Consider the following 21,774-nt stretch of genomic DNA (forward strand, 5'->3'; position numbering starts at 1 on the left):
ATGTTCGTACAGTTGTGTGGTAGATGCAAGTAGCTGACACTGGAATGACACCATTTGTTGTGTTTAACAAAAACAAATGTTCGTACAGTTGTGCGTCACGCGCTGACCATTTACTGTGCAAATCACCTTCAAAAACAATGTTCGTACAAATATATTCTAGTTATATGATAAAATAAATGAAATTCACATCTTAAAAGGATCATATACATCGATTTCCTTAAAATTACTCTTTTTCAATTTTTTACTTAATAATCTCAAAATAGGCTGTAAATCACCATTAATTGATAAGCACAGCACTTTTTTATTAAGATAATTAGTTAGGTGATTCTTCTTTTCCAGAATTTCTGCTTCCCTCAATAAGTCGCATTTGTTTAATACTACAATCTCTTCTTTTTCAACAAGATCACTATCGTAAAGCTCCAGCTCATTATGTGTACAATTATAAGCTGAAATAACATCATCGTGAGTTGCATCAATTAAATGAAGTAAAATTTGACACCTTTCTATGTGCTTTAAAAATTTATGTCCGAGCCCAACTCCAAGGTGAGCATCAGTAATTATTCCAGGAATATCTGCTATTACAACTTCGCTATCATCCACTTTTGCCACACCTAAGTGGGGTCTTACGGTGGTAAATGGATAATCGCCTACTTTTGTATCGGAATTTGAGCAGCGAGTCAAAAATTTTGATTTACCTGCGTTTGGCATGCCAATAATTCCAACATCTGATAAAACTTTTAGTTTTAACAATACATGTTTTTCTTTGCCAGGCTGACCGTAAGTAAAATGTCTTGGTGCCTTATTAGTAGAAGATTTAAAATTAGTATTTCCAAGTCCACCTTTTCCACCCTGTGCTATTAAAAATTCCATATCAGGCTTGTCAAGATCGACTATTATCTCTTCACTTTCTTCATCAATTATTTGTGCACCGACTGGAACTCGAAGTATAACGTCTTTCCCTGCTGTGCCAGATCTATCCCTGCCTGCACCATTTTTCCCACTATCTGCTTTAATGTGTCTTCTATAACGAAAATGAAGCAAAGTGTTGAGATTAGCGTCGCTGATGAAAACTATGTTTCCACCCTTTCCTCCATTACCACCATTTGGACCACCAAATTCAACGAACTTTTCTCGACGAAAACTTGCACAGCCGTCACCACCGTCACCGGCTTTTAAACACAATTTTACTTCGTCTATAAAACCCATGCTAACCCACGATAATATTTAGCATCCTTTCCTAATGCGCTTTCTATTCTCATTAGCTCGTTATACTTCGCGAGTCTATCAGAACGCGATAGCGACCCGGTTTTTATCTGCCCGCAATTTGATGCAACTGCTATATGAGATATTGTTGTGTCTTCTGTTTCACCTGAGCGATGAGAAATAACAGCTTTATAGCCATTTGATTTTGCCATTTCAATAGCAGCAAAAGTTTCTGTTAACGTTCCTATTTGATTTGGCTTGATCAGTACAGCATTTGCCATTTTTTCCTCTATTCCTTTACATATCAGTTCACAATTTGTAACAAACAAATCATCCCCTACTAATTGAACTTTACTCCCCAATTTTGCAGTAAGTAATTTCCAACCTTCGTAATCGTCTTCACTCATTGCATCTTCTATAGAAATTATTGGATATTTTTCCACAAGGTCACAATAGTATTCAGCCAATTTCTCTGAAGTAAGATCTCTGTTTTCAAATTTGTAAATTCCATCTTCATAAAAAGTAGATGAAGCAACATCAAGGCCTAGTGCAAAGTGATTTTGCGCTGAATAACCTGCTGATTCTATAGCGTATATGATCAAATCAAGTGCTTCTTCAGTACTTTCAATATTTGGTGCAAAACCACCTTCATCTCCTACGTTTGTGCTATAACCTTTTTTCTTAAGAATGCTACGTAAGTTGTGGAACACCTCCGCAGATATTCTGATTGCTTCACTGAAAGTCTCAGCACCGACTGGAAGAATCATGAATTCTTGGAAATTGAGCTTATTGTCTGCATGTACTCCACCATTAATTATGTTAATGAATGGAACCGGCATAACACTCATCTGCTCTCCTCCCAAATATCTATACAACGGTATTTTGAAACTGTTTGCTGCTGCTTTTGCAACCGCAAGAGACACACCCAAAGTTGCATTTGCTCCAAGTTTAGATTTATTTTTTGTTCCATCTAGTTCAATTAATGCTTTATCAATTGCATTTTGGTCCGCTGCATTCATTCCAATGATTTCATCTGCTATTATCCCATTTACAGCTTGAACAGCTTTCAGCACTCCTTTACCACAATACCTTTTCTCATCTTGGTCTCTGAGTTCCAAGGCTTCTAATTTACCGGTTGAAGCTCCAGAAGGTACAGATGCTCTGCCTATTGCTCCATCACAGAGCTCAATCTCTACCTCAACAGTGGGGTAACCCCTGCTATCTAAAATTTCTCTTGCAAATACGTTGTTGATTATCTTATTCATCATATTAACCCTTTACTAGATTCACAATTGTGTGCACGGAACGTTCTGTCTCGGAAGATGTTATCCCAGCGCTGTAACATTTCAGTGTATGAACATTGCAATATACAGGTAATTTGAGTAGCGGATGGTGTCATTCCAGTGCTTGACACTGGAATCCAGCTTTTACTATACAGCCACCTGGTGTGCTCATTTACGATTAAGTTTTCTGGATCCCAGTGTCTGGGCACTGGGATGACATCATTCTTAGTGGAAGTTACCCCCATATCGCAACGTTCGTACAGTTGTGTGCTTCGACACTGGGATCCAGCCTTATTACACAATTTTATCATATAAATCCTCCCGGTCCGGATTCTTTTTCTCAATTAAATTCATTTTCCATATATATAATTGACTAGATTCCAGTGTCAGCTACTTTCATGACACCAGTACTTGCGTTTATTCTATAGCTTAACTAGACGTTTGTATAGTTTCTGCTATGAGCTTTGCAGCTTCCTTTGCCAATTTAGCTATATTACTACCAGCACCAATAAATAATACTATATCACCTGGACTTGTCGAATCACTAATAAAATGTGAAATGAGTAGAGAATCATTCATGATTTTTACGCTATCAAACCCATTACTGATTAAAGCTTCTTGTATATCATTAATCCCACAACCAGGAATAGGCTTGTCTTCTGGGGGATGAACAGGGGTGAGGATGACATAATCAAATATCATGAAAATTCGTATGAATTCATCAAAAAAATTACGAATGCGAGCAAAACGAAGTGGTTCGATAATTCCTATTATCTTTCCTTTGGTAATCGAACGTGCTGCTGTTAAAGTTGCTTGTATTTCGTTTGGATGATGAGCATAATCCTCAATTAGCTTAACACCCTTAATATCGGCAATTAAAGAAAATCTTCTTGCTACTCCTTTGAATTCAAAAAGGCCTTTTTTAATGTCTGCATCGCTAATTCCGAGCTTTATCGCAACTGATATTGCAGCTAAGGCGTTGCTGACCTTATGCATCCCTATTGCGTTTGCTAGTATTACATTTTTTATGTTTCTGGATCCCAGTGTCAGGCACTGGGATGACAGAAGGTGATGGGATGACACCTGTTCTTCTGTCATTCCAGTACTTGATACTGGAATCCAGTTGTTCAATACATCAAATTCTATGCTGTTAGCATGCTGCTTAATATTAACAGCTTTAATATTGGCACCCTCAAATCCAAACATCATAGAGTTACTTGCATCATAATTAATGCCTACAGAATCAGGCAAAACTGCAAAATCTGCTTTGCTTATAAACTGAGAAAACGCATTTTTAATATCGTCAAATGTACCATAATGATCCATATGATCGTCGTTAATACTCGTTATGACAGCAATATTTGCAGGAATTTTTAGCATAGTTCCATCTGATTCATCAGCTTCGATTAAAAAAATGCCACTACCTCCAAGTCTTGAATTACTCTGGTATGAATTTAGTATTCCTCCCACAATTACAGTTGCATCGATATTAGAATGATCAAAAATGGAAGCAATCATTGCCGTTGTCGTTGTCTTACCACTTGAACCTGAAACCGCTATCACATATTTATCTCTTAAAAGTTCAGCAAGTATGTCTGATCTATGCAAAATGGTTTTATTGTTATTTTTTGCCGCAATTAACTCCACATTATCAGATTCTATCGCAGAAGAATGTACAACTATTTGAGCTTGGCTTATATTATCAGCATTGTGACCAATGTAAACTTCTATACCCAGCTTTTGTAACCTATCTACATTGTCGTTTGACTGCGCATCACTGCCTTGAACTTTGTAATTGGAATTATGGAGAATTTCAGCAATGGCACTCATTCCGATTCCACCTATACCAATAATATGTATTATTCCTTTTTGAGTTTTGTTAATATTTAGCAGTAGATGTTTACTCATTACTAAATTTATTATAGTATAATTTAAAATCCTCATAGTATCGAACCCTCTTACCGAATACAATGATAAAAAACCTAACCTTTCTATGTCTAACATTTGTTTTGATAAGTAGCTGCAGTTTTAGCAACAGGTTTAATTGCACTGCAGGTCATTATAAAATTGGCAGCAGCTACACAATAAATGGTATAACTTATCACCCAAAAAACTGTAAACATCACGAAGAAATAGGAATAGCATCGTGGTATGGAATAGAAGATCATGGCACGCTTACAGCAAATGGTGAAGTGTTTAACCGCCACTTGATCTCTGCAGCGCATAAGACTTTGCCTTTACCCTGCTTTGTTCTTGTCACTAATTTAGAAAATGGAAGAAAGCTTGTTACAAGGGTTAACGATAGAGGACCATTTATTGAAGGCAGAATAATAGACTTATCAGAAAAAGCAGCTCAAGTCTTAGGATTTCATAAAGTAGGGCTTGCAAAGGTAAAAGTCCAATACCTAAGAAAGATGTCAGAACAATTGATACAAAATACTCCTCATTACAGAAAGCAATATGAAAAAGAAATGCAGAAACGTCACCCAAAACAAGACAGTGCAGAAAGTAAGGGATATGTCGCATTTTTTAAAAGTGCTCAGGCTGCTAAATCAGCTGCATCGAAGCTTCGTAATCAAGGAATGAAAAATGTTAGATTGCTTTTTAAGAACAATCAATATTGTGTGAAAGTGAGTTATAGGTAGTGGTGAGTGCAGAATTTGAAAGATTTGGTTAATGTAAGAAACGCTGGCTAACTATTGTAAGTTAAAAATGTGATATAAAAAAGATATCAACAATTTATAGCTATACCGCCGCGGCGCTAACTAGTAGCAAGATGACGAGGTTATCGTCATGCCGCCGCAAACCGTCATACCGTGATTCATTCCACAACTGTACGAACATTACAATTTGAGCCTACCAGAAGGATGTCATCCCAGTGCCCAGACACTGGGATCCAGGAATTTTGATTGGGCACTAAGTTGATAAGCATAAAAGTGGCTGATCTTATGTTAAAACACAACGTTCTTGATGAGATTACGGCAAGGCTGGATTCCAGTGTCAAGCACTGGAATGACACCATTTGCTGTGCAGTTTACCTTCAAAAATGAATGTTCGTACAGATATGGATTCATTCGCGGTATCTCATCCGCTAACACGTAGCAACTGTTCTCCCTTGTCATACCGTCACGGTATCTCTAGATCCCGCTAACACGTAGCGGGATGACGGTTTTTCAAATTGTCGTAAGTCAGTTTAGCTATAGCATTATAGAGACAAAGATCAAAATTTACTTATTTACGTCTCCAATTTCATCATGTATAATGGAGACAAAGATTTATATTTTGTATTTTATGTCTCCATCATTTATTGGTAGGCAAAAAGCAACTACTGGAACTTACAGAAAAAAATACTGCTTCTTTTGTAGTAGTCAAAGGAAGACGTCGTATAGGAAAAAGTCGTTTAATTCAAGAGTTTGGTAAGTATTTCGAACAACATTACTCATTTGCAGGTTTGCCACCAGAAAAGCATACTACAACATCCCACCAACTTAATGAATTTTCTAGACAAGTTGCTAGACAATTTTTTTGCTAGATATGATGACTGGAGTATGGGCAGTTGGTGAACGTCTACTATCAGGGAAAATATTATTGCTATTTGATGAAATTTCTTGGATGGGCTCAAAAGATCCAACTTTTTTAGGAAAAATAAAGAATTTTTGGGATACACAGCTATAACAAGCTAGTTTTTGTTGTTTGTTTCATCCTGAAAACATACTTAGTAGTACTGGTTTTGTAGGAAGAATATCGTTGACTTTAACACTCGGGACTTTCTGATTGCAACAGATTTTGGCCAAAAAATATTTCAGCATACGAAAAGTTTAAGGTGCTTGCAGTAACCGGCAAAATATTTAGAAGAGGTAAATTTTAAACATGGTGCTGAAGAAAATATTAAAAAGCTTTGTTTTACAAAAGGTGGGTTTTTAGTTGAGGAGTTTGACCAAATATTTTCAGATCTATTCATGCGAAAAACAGCTTTTTATAAGCAAATAGTGAGAGCTCTTTCTACTGGGGCTAAAGAACAGGAGGAAATTTGTACTGCTTTAAACATTGCAAGACACGGACGCATTTCTGAGTATCTACATGAGCTGGAGCTTGCTGGTTTTATTGCAAGGGATCACACTTGGAATATAAAAACTGGTACTGATTCACGACTCAGAAGGTACAGACTTCAAGATAATTATTTAAGGTTTTATCTAAAATATATTGAAAAAAATCTAGGAAAAATTAATCGTGACACCTACTCTATAGGGTTATTCACGTCCCTGCCAGAGTGGATTGGACTTCAGTTTGAAAATTTGGTGCTGAACAATAGAAAGAGCATACATAATATCTTAGGAATTGATGAGCGAGAATCCATTTTTTCAGAGGAAGACAGGTGCTGGTTGTCAAATTGATTACATGATTCAAACAAGGTTTAACACCCTCTACATTTGCGAAATCAAATTTTCAAAAAATAAAATCGGTCATTCAATAATACAAGAAGTACAAAAGAAAATAGATACACTAAAGCGTCCAAAAGGCTTTTCATGCCGTCCAGTTCTTATTCACGTTAATGGTGTGAGTGATGACGTTATAGATAGTGATTACTTTTCAAACATAATTGATTTTGGAGAATTATTGAATTGTAAGTAATTCTTGCTCTACTTTTTCAACTTTGTGTCATTTAACATTGGAACAAGATTCCAGATGACATCTTTCTTGAACTCTTACTATAACAATGTTCGTACAGATATGTGCCACGCGCTGGAATGACATGGTGAGGCGTCATCCTGCTGCTCCTTTCTTGTCATGCCGCCGCGAACCGTCATACCGTCACGGTATCTCTTAGCCGCTAACACGTAGCGGAATGACGAATTACTTGACTTTTACAGGGATGACGGTTGTTGTTTAGCCATAAATATTTAAGAAATTTACCAAATGAAAAAAAAGGCAAAAGAAGCCCTGGGGTTATTATCCGCTTTAAAATATTGGCGTTTTTTATGTTTTAAACGCTTGATAAGCGAGATTCAGCCGCTTTTAATTGCAACTAACTTACGCTGCAAATGTTTAAGAAATTTACTAAGCAGAAAAAAAGACAAAGAATCCCCGAGTTAGCTAGTCTTTTACTATCTCTGTCGAGTATTGGCATTTTTTGATGTCTTGTAACGCTTTATAAGCGCGTTCAGCTTATTTAGATAAAAATCTAGATGTAGATGAAGTTTTGTAAAGACATACAGTATCTATATACTGCAAAAAATTGAACATAAGACGCCGATACATTAAGTAATCCTTACCTTTTAATCTGCAGATTGGCGAAAGCAAATACAATAGCTTCAGTTTCATGATAAGGGGGCTGGCGAGGCTTGTCAAGTAGTTTCTACCTGAAACCACAATATTCGCACAGTTGGAAAATGGTTGCGGGAGTAGGATTTGAACCTACGACCTTCAGGTTATGAGCCTGACGAGCTACCGAGCTGCTCCATCCCGCGTCGTTGCTTATTTAGTTATTATATATACAATAATAGAAAATAAAAGAATAAAATTACATTATGGTGTATATTTTGTGTATTTATTAACTTTTCTTGACATAATAGTTAGTTATATACGTCATAACCTACACAATGAAAAATATAACTTGATACTATGGTTTCCTGTGTGTCAGTGTGTAGGGATTTTAACCTATTTTTCCCTAAGTTTTGAACCAAGCTGCACTTTTACCATATCTATTTTTCTTTTGCTTTTACCCACACTAATTCTGATTGCAATATTGTATAAAAGGTACGCGATATTATGTATCGCTTTAATTGCAGTGCTCATAGGGTTTACAGCTAGTAAATTAAGAACAGCTTTAGTTGATACTCAAATTCTTGATAAAGAGAGATATGTAAAAGATATCGTTGCCACAGTGAAGGATATTAATGACAGGGGCTCATATAAACAATTTCTGCTTTCTATTACAAAGCCTTCCACCATTCCAGAATCCTCCTCTGTCATCCCAGTGCCCCCTTCTGTCATCCCAGCGCCCTCTTCTGTCATCCCAGTACTTGATACTGGGATCCAGAAAAAAAAGATATGGATTCCAGCGTCACGTGCTGGAATGACACCGGATAGAGCTCTAGATAACATCAGAATATCAGTTAGAACCAAAGTGGAAAAAGGCATTAAAATAGGCGATCAAGTAAAATTATCAGCAAAACTCTTCCCTCTAAAGATTGCGCCCTCGGAGCATGCATATGATTTTGCAAGAATAGCATATTACCAGAAAATAAGTGCAACAGGTTTTGCAACAAGCAAAATAGCTTTGCACAAAAAGGCTGAAGCAAGGAAATTTCTAGAGTATATAGAATCTTTCCGTCAATATATTTATGAAAACCTGCAGCAAAATATCAAAAAACCACATGCAGACATAATTTCTGCATTACTGATCGGTAAAAAGGACGGAATAGACCAAAAAACTATGGATGCGATACGAGATTCAGGTATAGCACATTTGTTTGCCATATCTGGTTTGCATTTATCATTTGTTGCTGGCCTGTTTTTTGTAGTGTTTCGTAATTTATTTGCAACATCTGAAACTTTAACTCTTAAGTATAACACCAAGAAAATATCTGCATTCCTTACCATCTTGCCAACCACGTTTTATTTGTTGATTACCGGTATGCAAATTTCTGCTCAGCGTGCCTACATCATGGTGATTTTAGTACTTGTTGCAATAATGATAGAGAGAAAATATCGAGGGTTAATAGCAATTGCGTTTGCTGCTTCAGTGATACTCTCAGTAGAACCAGAAGCAATTTTAAAGCCAGGCTTTCAGATGTCATTTTCTGCGGTTTTGGCACTGGTTGCCAGTTATCAAATTAATGCTAATAAATTGTTCAAAATAAAAATAATGAAATATTTTGTATCGATAATGATCAGCTCAGTAATAGCAAGTTTAGCAACTGTTCCGTACACGATATACAATTTTAATTATTTTTCAATTAGTGGCATTATCACAAATTTAGTTGCTATACCAATAGTTACATTAATTATTATTCCACTTGGAATAATTTATGTTTTGTTGATTCCTTTAGGTATTGAATGGATTATAGCGCCATTTATAGAGCACCCAATTGACAGTATTTTGTATATAACAAACGCTATCGCTAGTCTTCAGTATTTGGTTATTCCCATTCGCACTTTTCCTGCCTCATCAATTATTATAATAACATTTGGGTTATTATGGCTGTGCTTGTGGGAAAGAAATTGGCGCTTCTTCGGAATTTTCTTTATTGTGCTGGGTATTTTCTCTAGTGCTATGTATAGAACTCCTGATATCTTGATAAGTGCTGATAATGTTGCTGCAAAGGAGAGTGACAACTTACTATATTCTCTCACCAGAAAAAATAGGAACTTTGTTGTCAAAACATGGGCAAAGCAAAATGGGCAGAACCAAATTTTGAATCATAAAAAATACAATAACTCAGATAAAAGGCTAAAATGTAACGATTATGGCTGCATATATAATAAAGGAAATAATAAGTCAGTGTTGCTAGCTTATAAAAAAGAAGATATTCTAGAAAATTGTGATAAAGTTGACTTAATAATTCAATTAAGTGAATTCGACTATTCAGTTTGTAATACTAAAACTATCAAATATGCCGATTTAGAAACACATGCAATTTGGTTAACAAATCGTTACATAAAGATTAATAAAGTGCGCTCCAATAGGCCTTGGCACATGTTGAAAAATTAAGAAACTTGATTTTAAGGTTTGGTTAATGTATACCTAAATAAATTTAAACTAGAAAAATGTTATGGTTACAGACACTAAAGATCCTTTCAAAGACTATTTTGATTTTTTAGGATTTAGAAAACTTTCTGACCAGCCCAGTAGAATTTTGAGCTCTATAAGAAAGTATTCTGGTACTATATCGATAGCAAGTACCATTGCTACTCTTATAGCATTTACTGCCTTTTCTATTCAGCCTGTTATAGTGGCCCTACCCAGATGGTATGAATTAGGTATTGCTTGGTTGGAAGCAAGAGAAGATAATCACTTCTCAGAGTGGATAGGGTCAATCCAAAATATTTAAGGTTAACCATGCAAGTATCGATGATGAGAAAACAAGGGAACTGGGATCAAGCAAAACAACTGCGTCAATTAGTGCAGGGTATGCCATCTAAGGATTCTTGCGATCCAAATTATCGACTGTGTGCTGCAGTAACAAACAAAGTAATGTTTGTGAGAAGCTTTATTGAAGATGAAGGAAGGTCCTTCGAAATCGGTTTTCAGGAGCAGCCACCTTAAGTGGCTCTATTCAAGAGATAGGGTCATAAGCGTTAAGGAAAAATCAGCATATAAGCTGGAAGGTGTGGATCAGAAAGACGAACGTGAGTGAACCACTGATGAACGTGTCGAAAAGGGAAGTGAACATCGAAAGGGGGAGTGAGTCGTTCTCCTCTTAAAAGCGTACAGGGAACCTGACTACTGTGTAGGCGGTGTTCGGCATAAAGGTGGCGTGAGTCTGATCTGGGCTTTGATAAGGAACTGCAGGAACCAGTCGATTTGATGCAAAGCGAGATAAGCAAGAGGCTAATCCTCAAGTTTTAGAGTAGCGATACAAATCACTGGGGCGGATTAACTCGTAGTAGTGAAGAAGTGGTTGTAATGACCATGGAGCGAAGGGGTTAAGCTAGTCGACTTTAGTAAATCATTCAACTTGTAGGAGGATGAAAGTGATTGAACGAACAAAGCCTTTTGACATACCAAAATCTCTAGTGTTTTTGGCTTATAAAAGAGTTAAAGAAAACAGAGGAGGAGCAGGTATTGATGATCTAACAATTGAAAAGTTTGATCAAGACTTAAGCAAGAACCTTTACAAGCTATGGAATAGGCTATCATCTGGTAGTTATTTTCCACCCGCAGTGAAGGCTTGTGATATAACTAAGACAGATGGAGGGACAAGGACACTTGGAATACCAACTGTCTCCGATCGTATAGCACAGGAAGTTGTAAGAAGTGTTTTAGAACCAGAGCTTGAGAAGGTATTTGATGAAGATTCATATGGTTATAGGCCAAATAAATCGGCATTAGATGCCATAGGACAAACCAGGAAGCGATGCTTCGACCAAAATTGGTTAATAGAGTTTGATATCAAGGGAATGTTTGATAACATAGACCACAATCTACTGATGAAAGCAGTCAGAAAACACACTGCAAACAAATGGGTTCTCTTATACATACAAAGATGGCTAGATGCAGATATACAGCTTGAAGATGGAACAAAGATAAAGCGTCTCAGCGGAGTACCGCAGGGAGGTGTAGTGAGTCCTATCTTAAGCAACCTATTTATGCACTATAGTTTTGATGTATGGATGAGGAGAGAATATCCAAGTATAAAGTGGGCAAGATATGCTGATGATGGTGTTATACATTGTGTAAGCAAGAACCAAGCACAACTAATTTTGAGTCAACTTGAACAGAGACTGAAGATTTGTAAATTGGAAATAAAACATACAAAGACCAAAATTATCTATTGTCAAGATGGAAAGCGGAAGGAGAATCATGAGAATGTATCATTCACATTCCTTGGGTACGAATTTCGAAAAAGACTTGTACGAAATAGAAAAGATGGTAGTTTATTTGTAAGTTTTACTCCGACTGTAAGTAAAGAAAGTTTGAAAAAGATGAGAAAAGAAATTAGAGGCTGGAAATTTGCTAGAAGAACAAACTTGGAAATAGAAGATATATCACGAATATGTAATCCAATTCTAAGGGGTTGGTTTAACTATTACGGGAAGTATCACATAACTGCGCTAGAGGACATAATAAGAATGTTTAATAGAAAACTCAGGAAGTGGTTTCAGACAAAGTATAAGAAGCTGAGTGGGCATAAAACCAAAGCAGCTAAGTTACTAGAAAGAATCGCAAAGAGTAGACCAAATCTTTTTGTACACTGGAAATTAAGTATAGGACTAGGGCAATGATTAGTGGGAGCTTTATGAGATGCGAGTGTGCGCCGTGGTACGCATTAAGAAATACTTAGCGGAGCTAAGCGGGGTTCAGAATAAATGGCCTCGAGGTGAACAACTAACTTTAACCCGAAAGGGAAGGAGGACAAGAGCATGTATGTAAAGCGAGAGTTATCTGAAGATGTATAAGATAACGGCTTGCAACACCTGATCAATATGGTTAAAGCTAAACTGCTTGAATTCTAATCTTCAGGGGTGGGACTTCACATCCATGGGTATCGCATTTAAAACCCCATGTCTACGGTAAGCACAGATTAAACTTTCGTTTGTGTGACATTCTGGCTGTAGAACGATAAGTAGTGAACTTATTTAAGAGGATGAATGGAAAACCTAAGTTGATCTAGAACAGTTCTTAGTGACGGAACATGGGATGACCTAAGGAACGCGAGTTCTATGGTTACGGAGTCATCGTAGTAGTCGTGAAAGTAACGAATCACCGGGGAGTGTGGGAAAGCCACATACAGGGCAAAGGGTGACAGATAATTGAATGTTGAAATTGGGAGGTACGCAAGATGCGGAAAGCTGAAACAATACTTAACATTATACGTGAACGTGGACAAAGAAATTTGCCGGTTAAAAACGTATATCGCCTACTTTATCAGAGTGATCTTTACCTTCGAGCGTATGGCAAACTTTGTCGTAATAAAGGTGCTATGACAGAAGGTGTGACAACTGAAACAGTTGATGGTATGTCTTTGGAGAAAATCGATAAAATCATAGAGGATTTACGCTATGAGCGATATCGGTGGACACCAGTAAAACGTATCTATATTTTAAAGAAGAGTGGTAAACGCAGGCCGTTAGGGTTGCCAACATGGTCAAATAAGTTACTTCAAGAAGTAATCCGATTAATATTGGAAGCCTACTATGAGCCTAAATTTAGTGAATGTTCACATGGATTTCGACCAAAGCGTGGATGCCACACTGCATTAAGAGCAGTAATGCAAAAAGGCAGAGGTACAAAATGGTTTATAGAGGGAGATCTCAGTGCATGTTATGACTCAATTGATCATACTATGTTGTTGAAAATACTGAGTGAAAGCTTCCAAGATAACCGTTTTATTCAGCTAATCAATCGACTGCTAAAAGCAGGATATATGGAAAATTGGAAGTACAATAAGAGTCATAGTGGGGTACCACAAGGTTCTATTATTGGTCCAATTCTGAGTAACATATTACTCGATCGGTTAGATAAACATGTGGAGCATATACTAATACCAGCAAATAACCGAGGTAAGCGAAGAAGGACAAATCCAAAATATTTAAGGTTAACCATGCAAGTATCGATGATGAGAAAACAAGGGAACTGGGATCAAGCAAAACAACTGCGTCAATTAGTGCAGGGTATGCCATCTAAGGATTCTTGCGATCTAAATTATCGACGTCTTTGGTATGTTAGGTATGCTGATGATTTTCTGGTAGGGTTTGCAGGACCAAAGAATGAAGCTGAACAAATTAAGAATGAGATTGCTGGGTTTCTCAATGAGGAGCTCAAACTTATGCTTAATGAAGATAAAACGTTTATTACACATGCGTGTGATAGCAAAGCCAATTTTTTGGGTTATGAAATACATGTTTTGCATGCAGATGACAAACATGATCATCGGACACAACGATGTATTAACGGTAGTATTGGGTTACGTGTACCACATCATATAAAGCAGAAAAAGTGTTCTGAATATATGCGTTGTGGTAAACCGATACATTTACCTCAACGTACAATTGATACAGCTTACAGTATTGTTGCTCAGTATCAAACTGAATATCGAGGAATTGTACAATACTATAAAATGGCCTACAACCTTCACACACTAAGTTATCTGAAATATGTGATGGAAGTATCATTAGTAAAGACTTTAGCATCTAAATACAAAACAACTTGCAGGAAAATTTATAGAAAATTTGGTGCGACGATTGAAAACGATGAAGGTGAAAAACGAAAAGTCATCCAAATCAGAGTAGATCGTTTACCATCAAAGATACCATTAATTACACACTTTGGTGCTGTGTCGCTAAAATGGAATAAATGGGTAAGCATAAGTGATAACCTTATACCAATATGGAATAAGCGTAGTGAAATAGAGCAAAGACTATTGGCACAAACTTGTGAATTATGTAAATCACAAGAGCAGATTGAAGTACATCACGTACGTAAACTTGCTGATTTGCTAGGTAAACGTAATACTGAACTACCGGAATGGAAAAAGAGAATGATTGAACGACAGAGGAAAACTCTTGTTGTTTGTCATGAATGCCATAAGAAAATCCAATATGGAAAATATGATGGTGACTCCTTAAAACGCTAACTATGGATTAGGAGACAAAGAAAGTGTTGGAAATAGAAGGTTTTTTCCGTTTTAAAGAATATGAAATAAGGGTGGAAAAAATGTGAACTAAAAAATTAATAGGAGATCTATGGCGGGTATGCTCAATTTCTAATCTGTTTTTTAGGTAACCAAAGACGGTTTCAATGATAGATCTTTTTCTCAGAAAAATCTTCTCATTTAGCGAGATTAATGCATTTTTCATACCTTTTTTTATCTTGGTCACAAGCTTGAGATTTCTATCGAGTAGTTTTAAAAATAGATCTTTTTTAATATAGCCTTTATCTCCAAATAATAAACCCGCTAATTTTTTAGTCAGGTCTGGAACTGGTTTCCTATCGTCAACATTACCTTTTGTCAAAGTATAGCACTTCTCATAATAGTCCAAAAAAGGTAAGATATGGATTTATAGTAGTGATGGTAAGCATGCCAGCAGCATATAGTTATGACTTAAGGAAAAAGGTAATGGAAGCATTGGATGAAGGAGAGAGTGGAGAAACTGTTGCCAAGAGATTTAAGATTGGAAAAACAACTTTATATGAGTGGAAGAAAAGAAGTGAGAAAACGGGAGATTTTCAGTCAAAAAAGCCTGGAAGCGTGGGCTATAACCATAAAATTACCGACTGGAATGCATTTACCGAATTTGCAAATGAGCAAGGTGGTAGAACTCAGTCAGAGATGGCTAAGCTTTGGGGCAATATTAGTAGACAAACGATTCATCGAGCACTTAAAATATAGGATTCATAAGAAAAAAAAGACCTACGGGTATAAAGAAAGAAATGAGGAAAAGCGAGCTCAATTTGCAAGGGTTATAGCGACAAAAGAACCTAAAAACTTAGTGTATATAGATGAGTCTGGCATTGATAACACTGAAGACTACCCCTATGGGTATTGCCAGAAAGGACAGCGGTTTTATGCCCTAAAATCTGGAAAGAAAACTCAACGAATCAGTATGGTTGCAGCCTTAAGTAGAAGAAAGATAGTTGCTCCATTAACCTTTGAAGGCCACTGTAATATGGATGTTTTTAATGGATGGTTTGAGCAATTTTTGACACCAATCTTGGAACCTGGACAAACTGTCATTCTTGACAATGCTACTTTTCATAAGTCTGATAAGATTATCGAGCTTGCTAAAGGAGTTGGTGCAGAAATTTTGTATCTGCCTCCATATTCTCCAGATTTCAACAAAATTGAGCATTATTGGTTTGCTATAAAAAACAGAGCCAGGAAAAACATTCCTCTATTCGAATCCTTTCGTCGTGCTGTTGATTCTGCCTTCCTATGACCTGTTCGGACTATTATGAGAAATGCTATAACCCCTTGAATTTCACCTTTTTCATTGATTACCATATGTAATTTGAAACCATAAAACCAACCATAAGTGCTTTTTCCTATTTCAGCAATTCCGACAAAAACTTTGTTTTTTGAGATTCTCTTTCTGTGACATACTGCAATAGGTGTTGAATCAATATAGGAAATGCCTGTATTTTTTGCTTGCTCACATAACCATTGTAGCAGAATTGCTAAATACCATAGAACTCGCGGTTTTAACGCAACAAACCTATCATATGAAGGCAGTGTTGGAAAGTCTGACTTATGTAATAACTTTAGATAGTATTGATAAAATGATTTAAAATTTTCATATCTAGATTGCTGATATAGTAGAATTATTGTTATAATTTCAGAATACGTTATTTCTGGCACTCTGGTAGGTTTTTTACCATTAGACAATAGTCTGTTTGCAAAATTTTCATCTATTATTTTACAATAATCATCTACAAAACAGAACAATTCTGTTATATTCTTATTCATTGGGTAACCTCCTATTATCGCTAAAATACTGGAGTTTACCCTATTTCTCTTCCTCTCTCTATTCTCTTTCTAATCCATAGTTAGCGTTTAAAACGTTAGATTATTGGAGAGCCACGTGATACGGAAACGATCATGCGTGGTTCGGAGAGGGGTTGTTGGAAAAGTACTTAACAAGTAACTCGCTGGCTGCCCACTCTACTTTTCAAATAAAGATTGAACAACTTATGATATAGCAAGGGAGACTGTTATGAGAATACAACAACTTTTATCGCAAACCTCTGAGCAGTTAAAAGAATATTGCAAAACTCTCAGCAATGAAGATAAGCAAGATCTCTATAAGCAAGTTGTAGACGAGGCTAAAGGAAAAAAGTTATAGCTACTGCCATAGAAACAGATGAGAAGCTACAGAGCTCGTAAAATTTGATCGCCGCTTAAAATGGAGACAAAGAGCAAAATTTATTGTCTCCAACAGAAAAGCTTCTTTTGTAGTAGTCAAAAAAAGCAGAGATATAGTGCTCTCTGAAGGGAGGCTCTTGAAATTAAAACAAAAGGTGGTAAACAAGATGTCAAACACAGATAACTCAACTACAAGCTGGTTTTTGTTGTAGTTAGATAGTTATTCTCCCACTTTCTTTACTTGCTTTAATCAATTCATCAAAATCAGATTCATGTAATTTGTCCTGTACAACTCTGTACTTTTTGTATTCTCCTTCAGCTAGGGCTTTTGCAACTTCAGCACTAACTTTACCAGCATCTTTAAGTACTTCATAATCATTGAACAATAAAAATGCATCCAATTTTTCAACCCAATCCTGCATTTTCATTAGCCGATTCTTTCTTGCTTGAAGTTCTGCATAATCTAGATACATCGAAACGATGTGATTTAGTTCACTTAACTCTTTTTCATTCAAGTAGTTTTTCGCAATACTTACATCACTCTTGTGAATTTTGTTACCTAGACCATCTTTCCAAGTAGTTAGCCCCATATGCGGCTTTCTATGATCAACCCGAGAACATATCAACTCTGCTGCAGTCAAGCCGTAAATTGCCCAATATAATTTGTTTTGTACTTTTGCGTAAAATTGTTTTGTTATTTCCGAGTTTGGATCATAATCTGCAGAGCATTCAGCATAAATATCTGTAATCTTCTGGTAAAATCTACGTTCGGATGCTCGTATTTCCCTGATTTTTTCAAGTAATTCATTGAAGTAGTCTTTGCCAAACTTTGGGCCGTTTTTTAGCCGTTCACTATTCAATGCAAATCCTTTGATGATAAAATCCCTCAAAACTTTTGTAGCCCATACTCTGAAAGATGTAGCCTTTTTAGAATTAACTCGATAACCAACAGCTATGATTGTATCTACATTGTAAAATTGCGTCGGGTAATTTTTACCGTCTGCAGCAGTTACCTCAAAAGAGGAAACAACTTCTTTTTCTTGTAATTCACCAGATTCAAATATGTTCTTTATATGCTTACTAATAGCCGGCAGTTGCACATCAAATAATTCAGCCATCCTTTTTTGCGTAAGCCAAAGATTTTCATCTCTGCATAAAACTTCAATTTCTATATTTCCACCTGGAGTAGTATAAAATACAATCTTATTCTCATCCATTATCTATCTCCTATAACTTACAAACAAACCATAATGAAGTTTAAGGAATTTAACCAATTAATTGTCTCTACTGCAACTAAATTCTTTAAAACGTTTTAGAGGATTGTTATAGCGTTATTAGTGATGTGGATAGGGGAAGATAGGATCTTTATCAAAAACCCATGTAATCTCTTTAAAATCCCAGTAAACAGTTATTTCCAAAATGGAAACAACTCAAATAGTAAGGTGTCTAGGAGGTCGGACTTCCGTTTAGCGGGTTCTTAAAGTTTAGGCTCTTTTTAATTTCTGAGCTGCCTTAAAATTATTTTAACTTTTTTTTTCAAATTCATCATAAAAAACCATGAGAAACACGGTAATACATTAGTATAGGGGCAATAAAACAGATTACCTCGTAAGATGATTCTTGTTACTGGTCAGCAAAAAAACTATAAACCGCTTTTCGATAGTACATTTGAGGAACCAAACGATATTTAGTGCTGCTCATAGTCAATGTTTTGGTAATTTTATGATAAATGCAATAGATTGTTCAAAATGGGTTGGTTCACCTCCCGAAAAAGAATTCATCATACAAGATTGGCTCTCTATAGGGCATGTTTCATATCTCAGTGGTGATTTCGAGGTTGGTAAGTCTTTACTCGCTCAGCAATTAATGACAGCCGCTGCTACTGGCAAGCCCTGGCTCAATATGGATGTTAGGCAAGTAAAAACATACGGTGTATTTTGTACAGATGAAAAAGAAGATCTCATACGCAAGCAATGTGCAATAAATAAGTTGTACCAACTGGATCCCGACCTTATCAACAATATCCGTTTATTATCTCGAGCGGGTGAAGATAATTCGCTCATAGTTTTCAACGATAAATATTGGAATCAACCAACTCCTTACTTTCAAGAGTTGCTTGAAGACATAAAATCTTTCCAACCAAAACTTGTGATATTGGACGAAGACTTGGATTTCTTTGGAAGAGATGAAAATAATCGTTGCCAACATAGACAATTTATAAAATGTTGTGCTCGTATAGCAAAAACAGCGAACTGTGCTGTCCTACTATGTAAACAAGGTGCAAATGTAGATATGTGGTTCAACAGGGCATGGTATTTATTGAAATCAGAAGAAGCAAGTGATGAGCGTATTCTACATTGTGGAAGGTCAAGTCACTTATTACGTTATCAAAATGGGGTTTTTGTAATTTAGGATGTCTATTTTAACACTAGACCTCGGCAAACAAACTGGCTGGGCTATTCTCAAAGACGGAGTAATTCAAAGTGGGAGTGAAAACTTTCATGGTAGCCGTTTCAGTGGAGGTGGAATGCACTTCTTAAATTTTCGTAGGTGGCTCAATGAGATGAGGGAAAGATTTTCAGATATTGAAGCAGTGTATTTTGAAGAAGTGAGAAGACATCTTGGAACTGATGCAGCTCATTGCTATGGTGGTTTTTATGCCGTTCTGACTGCTTGGTGCGAGGAAAACAATATACCTTATCAAGGTGTACCTGTCAAGACCATAAAACGCTTTATAACGGGTAAGGGCAATGCAAGTAAAAGTGAAGTTATTGAAGCTGTGAAAGGCAAAGGTTTTTTTCCTCAAGACGATAATGAAGCGGATGCTTTGGCATTAATGTTCTATGTTAATAATTTTAGTAAAGATTTTAATATGCTAAGTATCCCATAGGAAGTGGGTCCTTTCCGCCAGTCTGGCTGCTTTGGGCGGGAAACCCCGGGCCCTCTCTAGCGTCAGACTAATTTTGATTATTAACTTTTTAACAAGAATTTAAACATAACAAGGAATATGAACTTAGCAATACACTACTATCCTATTGAAAATCTTGTCGAATATGAGCGCAACCCTCGCAAGAATGACGATGTAGTAAACAGAATGTGCGCTTCAATTCGGGAGTTTGGTTTTCGTATACCGATAGTTGCAAAAAGCGATGGCACTGTGGTTGATGGTCATTTAAGGCTTAAAGCAGCAAGAAAACTGGGTATGGAGAGTATTCCAGTAGTGCTCAGTGATAACTTAAGTGAAGCTCAAACCAAAGCTTTTCGGTTACTGGCAAATCAATCAGCTAACTGGGCAAAGTGGGACGATGATCTTTTGAAGGTAGAAATTCAAGAGTTAGAAGATTTGGAATTTGACCTCAAAATGACTGGATTTGAGCTAGAAAAAGTCCAACGCTTTCTTGATAATCTTGATGGAAGGGAAGAACAAGGGGAAAAGGGAGAAAAATTTTCTGATTTAGCTGGTAAGGTAAAAATAACAAAACCAGGTGATCTGTGGATTTTAGGTGGTCATCGAATCTACTGTGGTGATAGTTGTCTAGTTGAATCATTTAAAGCGGTATTAGACGATAAAATGGCAGATATTACCGTGTGTGACCCTCCGTATAACGTAGCATATGGTGACAGTCAGGAAAGAGAAGACAAGAAGATATTAAACGATGATCAAGGTGAAAAATACGAACTTTTTCTGTATGACATTTGTACTCATGTTTTAGCATATACCAAAGGGGCAATTTACATCTGTGCATCATCATCAGAGCTTTCGACCTTGCAAAAGGTATTTGAAGAAGCAGGTGGTCGTTGGTCAACGTTCATAATTTGGGCAAAGAATCATTTTACGCTAGGAAGATCTGACTATCAAAGACAATACGAAGCAATACTTTATGGTTGGAAAAACGGCAATAAACGTGAGTGGCATGGGGGCCGTAATCAAAGTGATCTCTGGTTTTACGATAAGCCAACGTACAACTCACTGCATCCAACGATGAAACCAGTGGAGTTAATGGAGAGAGCGATAGTAAACAGCAGTGGACCAGGAGACACAGTGCTTGATCCATTTAGTGGTTCTGGGAGCACATTAATTGCCTGTGAGAGAACAGGAAGAATCTGCAGAACGATAGAACTTGATTCCGCCTTCGTAGATGTAACGATAAAGCGTTGGCAGGTGTATACAGGAAGAGAAGCTATTCTATCCAGCTCAGGCAAGACTTTTGCCCAAATTCAAGAATCAAGACAGTAAGGTAAAAAGAGGAAAAAAAGTGGAAAGAGGAGGGTCGAAAGTAACGCAGACGGAATGGGCAAGAGAACTAGGAGTTTCAAAGCAATACGTCTGTTATTTAGTAAAGAAGGGAATAGTTGAGCTGGAGGATGGTTTGATTGACCGAGAACAAGCAAATGAAGCGGTGGCAGCAATACGAGATCCAAGTCAACCACTGAGGAGAAAAGGCAGAGAAGAAGGGGAAAAAAGAGGAAACACCAGTGAGCTCTCTACCATGCTGCTAAAAACCCGGATAAAAAATGAAATGGAGCGTGGAAGACTGCTCGAGGCAAAAGCAAAAGCTGAAATTGGTGAACTTATCTCAGTAGAAGAAGTAAAAACTGAAGCATTTAATGTTGCAAGAGTTGTCCGTAATAATTTGCTTAACATTCCAGATAGGGTTTCAGCGTTACTAGCATCGATAAATGACACAGAAAAGATCCATGAGACACTGACTGAGGAAATCAGAACTGCTTTGGAAGAGCTGACACAAAGTGAATTTCAATGA

The 21,774-nt window shown here is 36.8% G+C and carries 23 protein-coding genes, 1 tRNA gene and 3 pseudogenes; 18 read left to right on the forward strand and 9 right to left on the reverse strand.

Translation table 11 applies throughout. The annotated features are described in order from the left end of the window. The first annotated feature begins 23 nt into the window (after window positions 1–23). Window positions 24–176, forward strand: a complete 153-nt coding sequence (locus ABWU69_RS00740; RefSeq protein ID WP_265034789.1) for a hypothetical protein — start codon at window positions 24–26, stop codon at window positions 174–176. Window positions 177–183: 7 nt separating this feature from the next. On the opposite strand, the gene cgtA is transcribed toward ABWU69_RS00740, so the two are convergent. From cgtA to murC, 4 genes and pseudogenes are all read right to left on the reverse strand, one after another. Further along, window positions 184–1,206 carry an Obg family GTPase CgtA gene (gene cgtA, locus ABWU69_RS00745; protein WP_265034787.1) on the reverse strand — a complete coding sequence of 341 codons (1,023 nt, stop codon included), beginning with the start codon at window positions 1,204–1,206 and terminating at the stop codon, window positions 184–186. Continuing rightward, window positions 1,194–2,471, reverse strand: coding sequence for a phosphopyruvate hydratase (eno, locus tag ABWU69_RS00750; protein ID WP_265034785.1), 1,278 nt, complete (start codon window positions 2,469–2,471; stop codon window positions 1,194–1,196). The genes cgtA and eno overlap by 13 nt, the downstream gene beginning before the upstream one ends. 125 nt (window positions 2,472–2,596) lie before the next feature. Further along, window positions 2,597–2,713 (reverse strand): annotated as a pseudogene (locus tag ABWU69_RS08000) (WPE palindromic element domain-containing protein); the annotation flags it as partial. Between the two features lie 202 nt (window positions 2,714–2,915). Beyond that, window positions 2,916–4,430, reverse strand: coding sequence for a UDP-N-acetylmuramate--L-alanine ligase (gene murC, locus ABWU69_RS00760; protein WP_265034782.1), 1,515 nt, complete (start codon window positions 4,428–4,430; stop codon window positions 2,916–2,918). Window positions 4,431–4,456: 26 nt separating this feature from the next. On the opposite strand from murC, the gene ABWU69_RS00765 reads away from it, so the two are divergent. From ABWU69_RS00765 to ABWU69_RS00790, 6 genes are all read left to right on the forward strand, one after another. Further along, window positions 4,457–5,131 carry a septal ring lytic transglycosylase RlpA family protein gene (locus tag ABWU69_RS00765; protein WP_320157466.1) on the forward strand — a complete coding sequence of 225 codons (675 nt, stop codon included), beginning with the start codon at window positions 4,457–4,459 and terminating at the stop codon, window positions 5,129–5,131. Between the two features lie 325 nt (window positions 5,132–5,456). Then, the gene (locus ABWU69_RS00770; RefSeq protein WP_265034779.1) at window positions 5,457–5,588 is read left to right on the forward strand and encodes a hypothetical protein; all 132 of its coding nucleotides are present in this window, start codon (window positions 5,457–5,459) and stop codon (window positions 5,586–5,588) included. Window positions 5,589–5,648: 60 nt separating this feature from the next. Next, complete coding sequence (locus tag ABWU69_RS00775) at window positions 5,649–5,906, forward strand: hypothetical protein (RefSeq protein ID WP_265034777.1); 258 nt, start codon at window positions 5,649–5,651, stop codon at window positions 5,904–5,906. A gap of 105 nt (window positions 5,907–6,011) precedes the next feature. Beyond that, complete coding sequence (locus ABWU69_RS00780; RefSeq protein ID WP_265025939.1) at window positions 6,012–6,161, forward strand: hypothetical protein; 150 nt, start codon at window positions 6,012–6,014, stop codon at window positions 6,159–6,161. Between the two features lie 284 nt (window positions 6,162–6,445). Next, window positions 6,446–6,880 (forward strand): hypothetical protein, encoded by a 435-nt coding sequence (locus ABWU69_RS00785; RefSeq protein WP_265034775.1) that lies wholly within the window; start codon window positions 6,446–6,448, stop codon window positions 6,878–6,880. Window positions 6,881–6,884: 4 nt separating this feature from the next. Beyond that, complete coding sequence (locus tag ABWU69_RS00790) at window positions 6,885–7,118, forward strand: hypothetical protein (RefSeq protein WP_265025941.1); 234 nt, start codon at window positions 6,885–6,887, stop codon at window positions 7,116–7,118. Window positions 7,119–7,195: 77 nt separating this feature from the next. Here the strand turns inward: ABWU69_RS00790 and ABWU69_RS00795 are convergent, their stop codons facing one another. Together ABWU69_RS00795 and ABWU69_RS00800 are read right to left on the reverse strand one after the other, a co-directional pair. Next, window positions 7,196–7,324, reverse strand: coding sequence for a hypothetical protein (locus ABWU69_RS00795; RefSeq protein WP_341812812.1), 129 nt, complete (start codon window positions 7,322–7,324; stop codon window positions 7,196–7,198). Window positions 7,325–7,877: 553 nt separating this feature from the next. After that, window positions 7,878–7,954, reverse strand: a tRNA-Met gene (locus ABWU69_RS00800). Between the two features lie 98 nt (window positions 7,955–8,052). On the opposite strand from ABWU69_RS00800, the gene ABWU69_RS00805 reads away from it, so the two are divergent. The 5 genes from ABWU69_RS00805 to ABWU69_RS00825 all read left to right on the forward strand — a co-directional run bounded on the left by ABWU69_RS00805 (window position 8,053) and on the right by ABWU69_RS00825 (window position 14,785). Further along, window positions 8,053–10,200 (forward strand): ComEC/Rec2 family competence protein, encoded by a 2,148-nt coding sequence (locus ABWU69_RS00805; protein ID WP_353285451.1) that lies wholly within the window; start codon window positions 8,053–8,055, stop codon window positions 10,198–10,200. A 61-nt stretch (window positions 10,201–10,261) separates the two neighbouring features. Then, the gene (locus tag ABWU69_RS00810) at window positions 10,262–10,540 is read left to right on the forward strand and encodes a hypothetical protein (RefSeq protein ID WP_265025942.1); all 279 of its coding nucleotides are present in this window, start codon (window positions 10,262–10,264) and stop codon (window positions 10,538–10,540) included. Between the two features lie 8 nt (window positions 10,541–10,548). Next, window positions 10,549–10,755, forward strand: a complete 207-nt coding sequence (locus tag ABWU69_RS00815) for a hypothetical protein (RefSeq protein WP_353285191.1) — start codon at window positions 10,549–10,551, stop codon at window positions 10,753–10,755. 428 nt (window positions 10,756–11,183) lie between these two features. After that, window positions 11,184–12,434: a group II intron reverse transcriptase/maturase gene (ltrA, locus tag ABWU69_RS00820; protein ID WP_353284965.1), complete on the forward strand. Its 1,251-nt coding sequence runs from the start codon at window positions 11,184–11,186 to the stop codon at window positions 12,432–12,434. Window positions 12,435–12,991: 557 nt separating this feature from the next. After that, on the forward strand, window positions 12,992–14,785 hold the full coding sequence (locus ABWU69_RS00825) for a reverse transcriptase/maturase family protein (RefSeq protein ID WP_265034303.1): 1,794 nt from the start codon (window positions 12,992–12,994) through the stop codon (window positions 14,783–14,785). A gap of 7 nt (window positions 14,786–14,792) precedes the next feature. Here the strand turns inward: ABWU69_RS00825 and ABWU69_RS00830 are convergent. Beyond that, a pseudogene (locus tag ABWU69_RS00830) lies at window positions 14,793–15,167 on the reverse strand (transposase); the annotation flags it as partial. A gap of 62 nt (window positions 15,168–15,229) precedes the next feature. Between ABWU69_RS00830 and ABWU69_RS00835 the strand changes: the two are divergent. Further along, window positions 15,230–16,088, forward strand: a protein-coding gene (locus tag ABWU69_RS00835; protein ID WP_353285192.1) for an IS630 family transposase whose coding sequence is annotated in 2 segments (ribosomal slippage) — window positions 15,230–15,534 and window positions 15,533–16,088 — 861 coding nt in all. Because the reading frame shifts where the segments join, the coding sequence is not laid out codon by codon here. A 29-nt stretch (window positions 16,089–16,117) separates the two neighbouring features. Here the strand turns inward: ABWU69_RS00835 and ABWU69_RS00840 are convergent. Further along, window positions 16,118–16,615, reverse strand: a pseudogene (locus ABWU69_RS00840) (IS982 family transposase); the annotation flags it as partial. 247 nt (window positions 16,616–16,862) lie between these two features. Between ABWU69_RS00840 and ABWU69_RS00845 the strand changes: the two are divergent. Further along, window positions 16,863–16,991, forward strand: coding sequence for a hypothetical protein (locus tag ABWU69_RS00845; protein WP_353285193.1), 129 nt, complete (start codon window positions 16,863–16,865; stop codon window positions 16,989–16,991). Window positions 16,992–17,223: 232 nt separating this feature from the next. On the opposite strand, the gene ABWU69_RS00850 is transcribed toward ABWU69_RS00845, so the two are convergent. Continuing rightward, window positions 17,224–18,228: a virulence RhuM family protein gene (locus ABWU69_RS00850; protein WP_410541781.1), complete on the reverse strand. Its 1,005-nt coding sequence runs from the start codon at window positions 18,226–18,228 to the stop codon at window positions 17,224–17,226. 505 nt (window positions 18,229–18,733) lie between these two features. Between ABWU69_RS00850 and ABWU69_RS00855 the strand changes: the two genes are divergently transcribed. From ABWU69_RS00855 to ABWU69_RS00870, 4 genes are all read left to right on the forward strand, one after another. Beyond that, window positions 18,734–19,423, forward strand: a complete 690-nt coding sequence (locus ABWU69_RS00855) for an AAA family ATPase (RefSeq protein ID WP_353285194.1) — start codon at window positions 18,734–18,736, stop codon at window positions 19,421–19,423. A gap of 1 nt (window position 19,424) precedes the next feature. Further along, window positions 19,425–19,901, forward strand: a complete 477-nt coding sequence (locus ABWU69_RS00860; RefSeq protein WP_353285195.1) for a crossover junction endodeoxyribonuclease RuvC — start codon at window positions 19,425–19,427, stop codon at window positions 19,899–19,901. 117 nt (window positions 19,902–20,018) lie between these two features. Continuing rightward, complete coding sequence (locus ABWU69_RS00865; RefSeq protein WP_353285196.1) at window positions 20,019–21,248, forward strand: DNA modification methylase; 1,230 nt, start codon at window positions 20,019–20,021, stop codon at window positions 21,246–21,248. Window positions 21,249–21,267: 19 nt separating this feature from the next. Continuing rightward, a complete protein-coding gene (locus tag ABWU69_RS00870) occupies window positions 21,268–21,774 on the forward strand; it encodes a hypothetical protein (protein WP_353285452.1) in 507 nt (168 codons plus the stop codon).

Origin of the sequence: Wolbachia endosymbiont (group A) of Beris morrisii (assembly GCF_964028185.1) — a bacterium.
GTDB lineage: Bacteria > Pseudomonadota > Alphaproteobacteria > Rickettsiales > Anaplasmataceae > Wolbachia.

Excerpts from the sequence above, each read along its gene's own strand:
- ABWU69_RS00855 (WP_353285194.1), top strand. The coding sequence starts at position 18,734 with ATGATAAATGCAATAGATTGTTCAAAATGGGTTGGTTCACCTCCCGAA.
- ABWU69_RS00810 (WP_265025942.1), top strand. The coding sequence starts at position 10,262 with ATGGTTACAGACACTAAAGATCCTTTCAAAGACTATTTTGATTTTTTA.
- eno (WP_265034785.1), bottom strand. The coding sequence starts at position 2,471 with ATGATGAATAAGATAATCAACAACGTATTTGCAAGAGAAATTTTAGAT.
- ABWU69_RS00860 (WP_353285195.1), top strand. The coding sequence starts at position 19,425 with ATGTCTATTTTAACACTAGACCTCGGCAAACAAACTGGCTGGGCTATT.
- ABWU69_RS00740 (WP_265034789.1), top strand. The coding sequence starts at position 24 with ATGCAAGTAGCTGACACTGGAATGACACCATTTGTTGTGTTTAACAAA.
- ABWU69_RS00815 (WP_353285191.1), top strand. The coding sequence starts at position 10,549 with ATGCAAGTATCGATGATGAGAAAACAAGGGAACTGGGATCAAGCAAAA.
- ABWU69_RS00765 (WP_320157466.1), top strand. The coding sequence starts at position 4,457 with ATGATAAAAAACCTAACCTTTCTATGTCTAACATTTGTTTTGATAAGT.
- ABWU69_RS00825 (WP_265034303.1), top strand. The coding sequence starts at position 12,992 with ATGCGGAAAGCTGAAACAATACTTAACATTATACGTGAACGTGGACAA.
- ABWU69_RS00865 (WP_353285196.1), top strand. The coding sequence starts at position 20,019 with ATGAACTTAGCAATACACTACTATCCTATTGAAAATCTTGTCGAATAT.
- ABWU69_RS00770 (WP_265034779.1), top strand. The coding sequence starts at position 5,457 with ATGAGATTACGGCAAGGCTGGATTCCAGTGTCAAGCACTGGAATGACA.
- ABWU69_RS00775 (WP_265034777.1), top strand. The coding sequence starts at position 5,649 with ATGACGGTTTTTCAAATTGTCGTAAGTCAGTTTAGCTATAGCATTATA.
- ABWU69_RS00845 (WP_353285193.1), top strand. The coding sequence starts at position 16,863 with ATGAGAATACAACAACTTTTATCGCAAACCTCTGAGCAGTTAAAAGAA.
- murC (WP_265034782.1), bottom strand. The coding sequence starts at position 4,430 with ATGAGGATTTTAAATTATACTATAATAAATTTAGTAATGAGTAAACAT.
- cgtA (WP_265034787.1), bottom strand. The coding sequence starts at position 1,206 with ATGGGTTTTATAGACGAAGTAAAATTGTGTTTAAAAGCCGGTGACGGT.
- ABWU69_RS00785 (WP_265034775.1), top strand. The coding sequence starts at position 6,446 with ATGCGAAAAACAGCTTTTTATAAGCAAATAGTGAGAGCTCTTTCTACT.
- ABWU69_RS00850 (WP_410541781.1), bottom strand. The coding sequence starts at position 18,228 with ATGGATGAGAATAAGATTGTATTTTATACTACTCCAGGTGGAAATATA.
- ABWU69_RS00790 (WP_265025941.1), top strand. The coding sequence starts at position 6,885 with ATGATTCAAACAAGGTTTAACACCCTCTACATTTGCGAAATCAAATTT.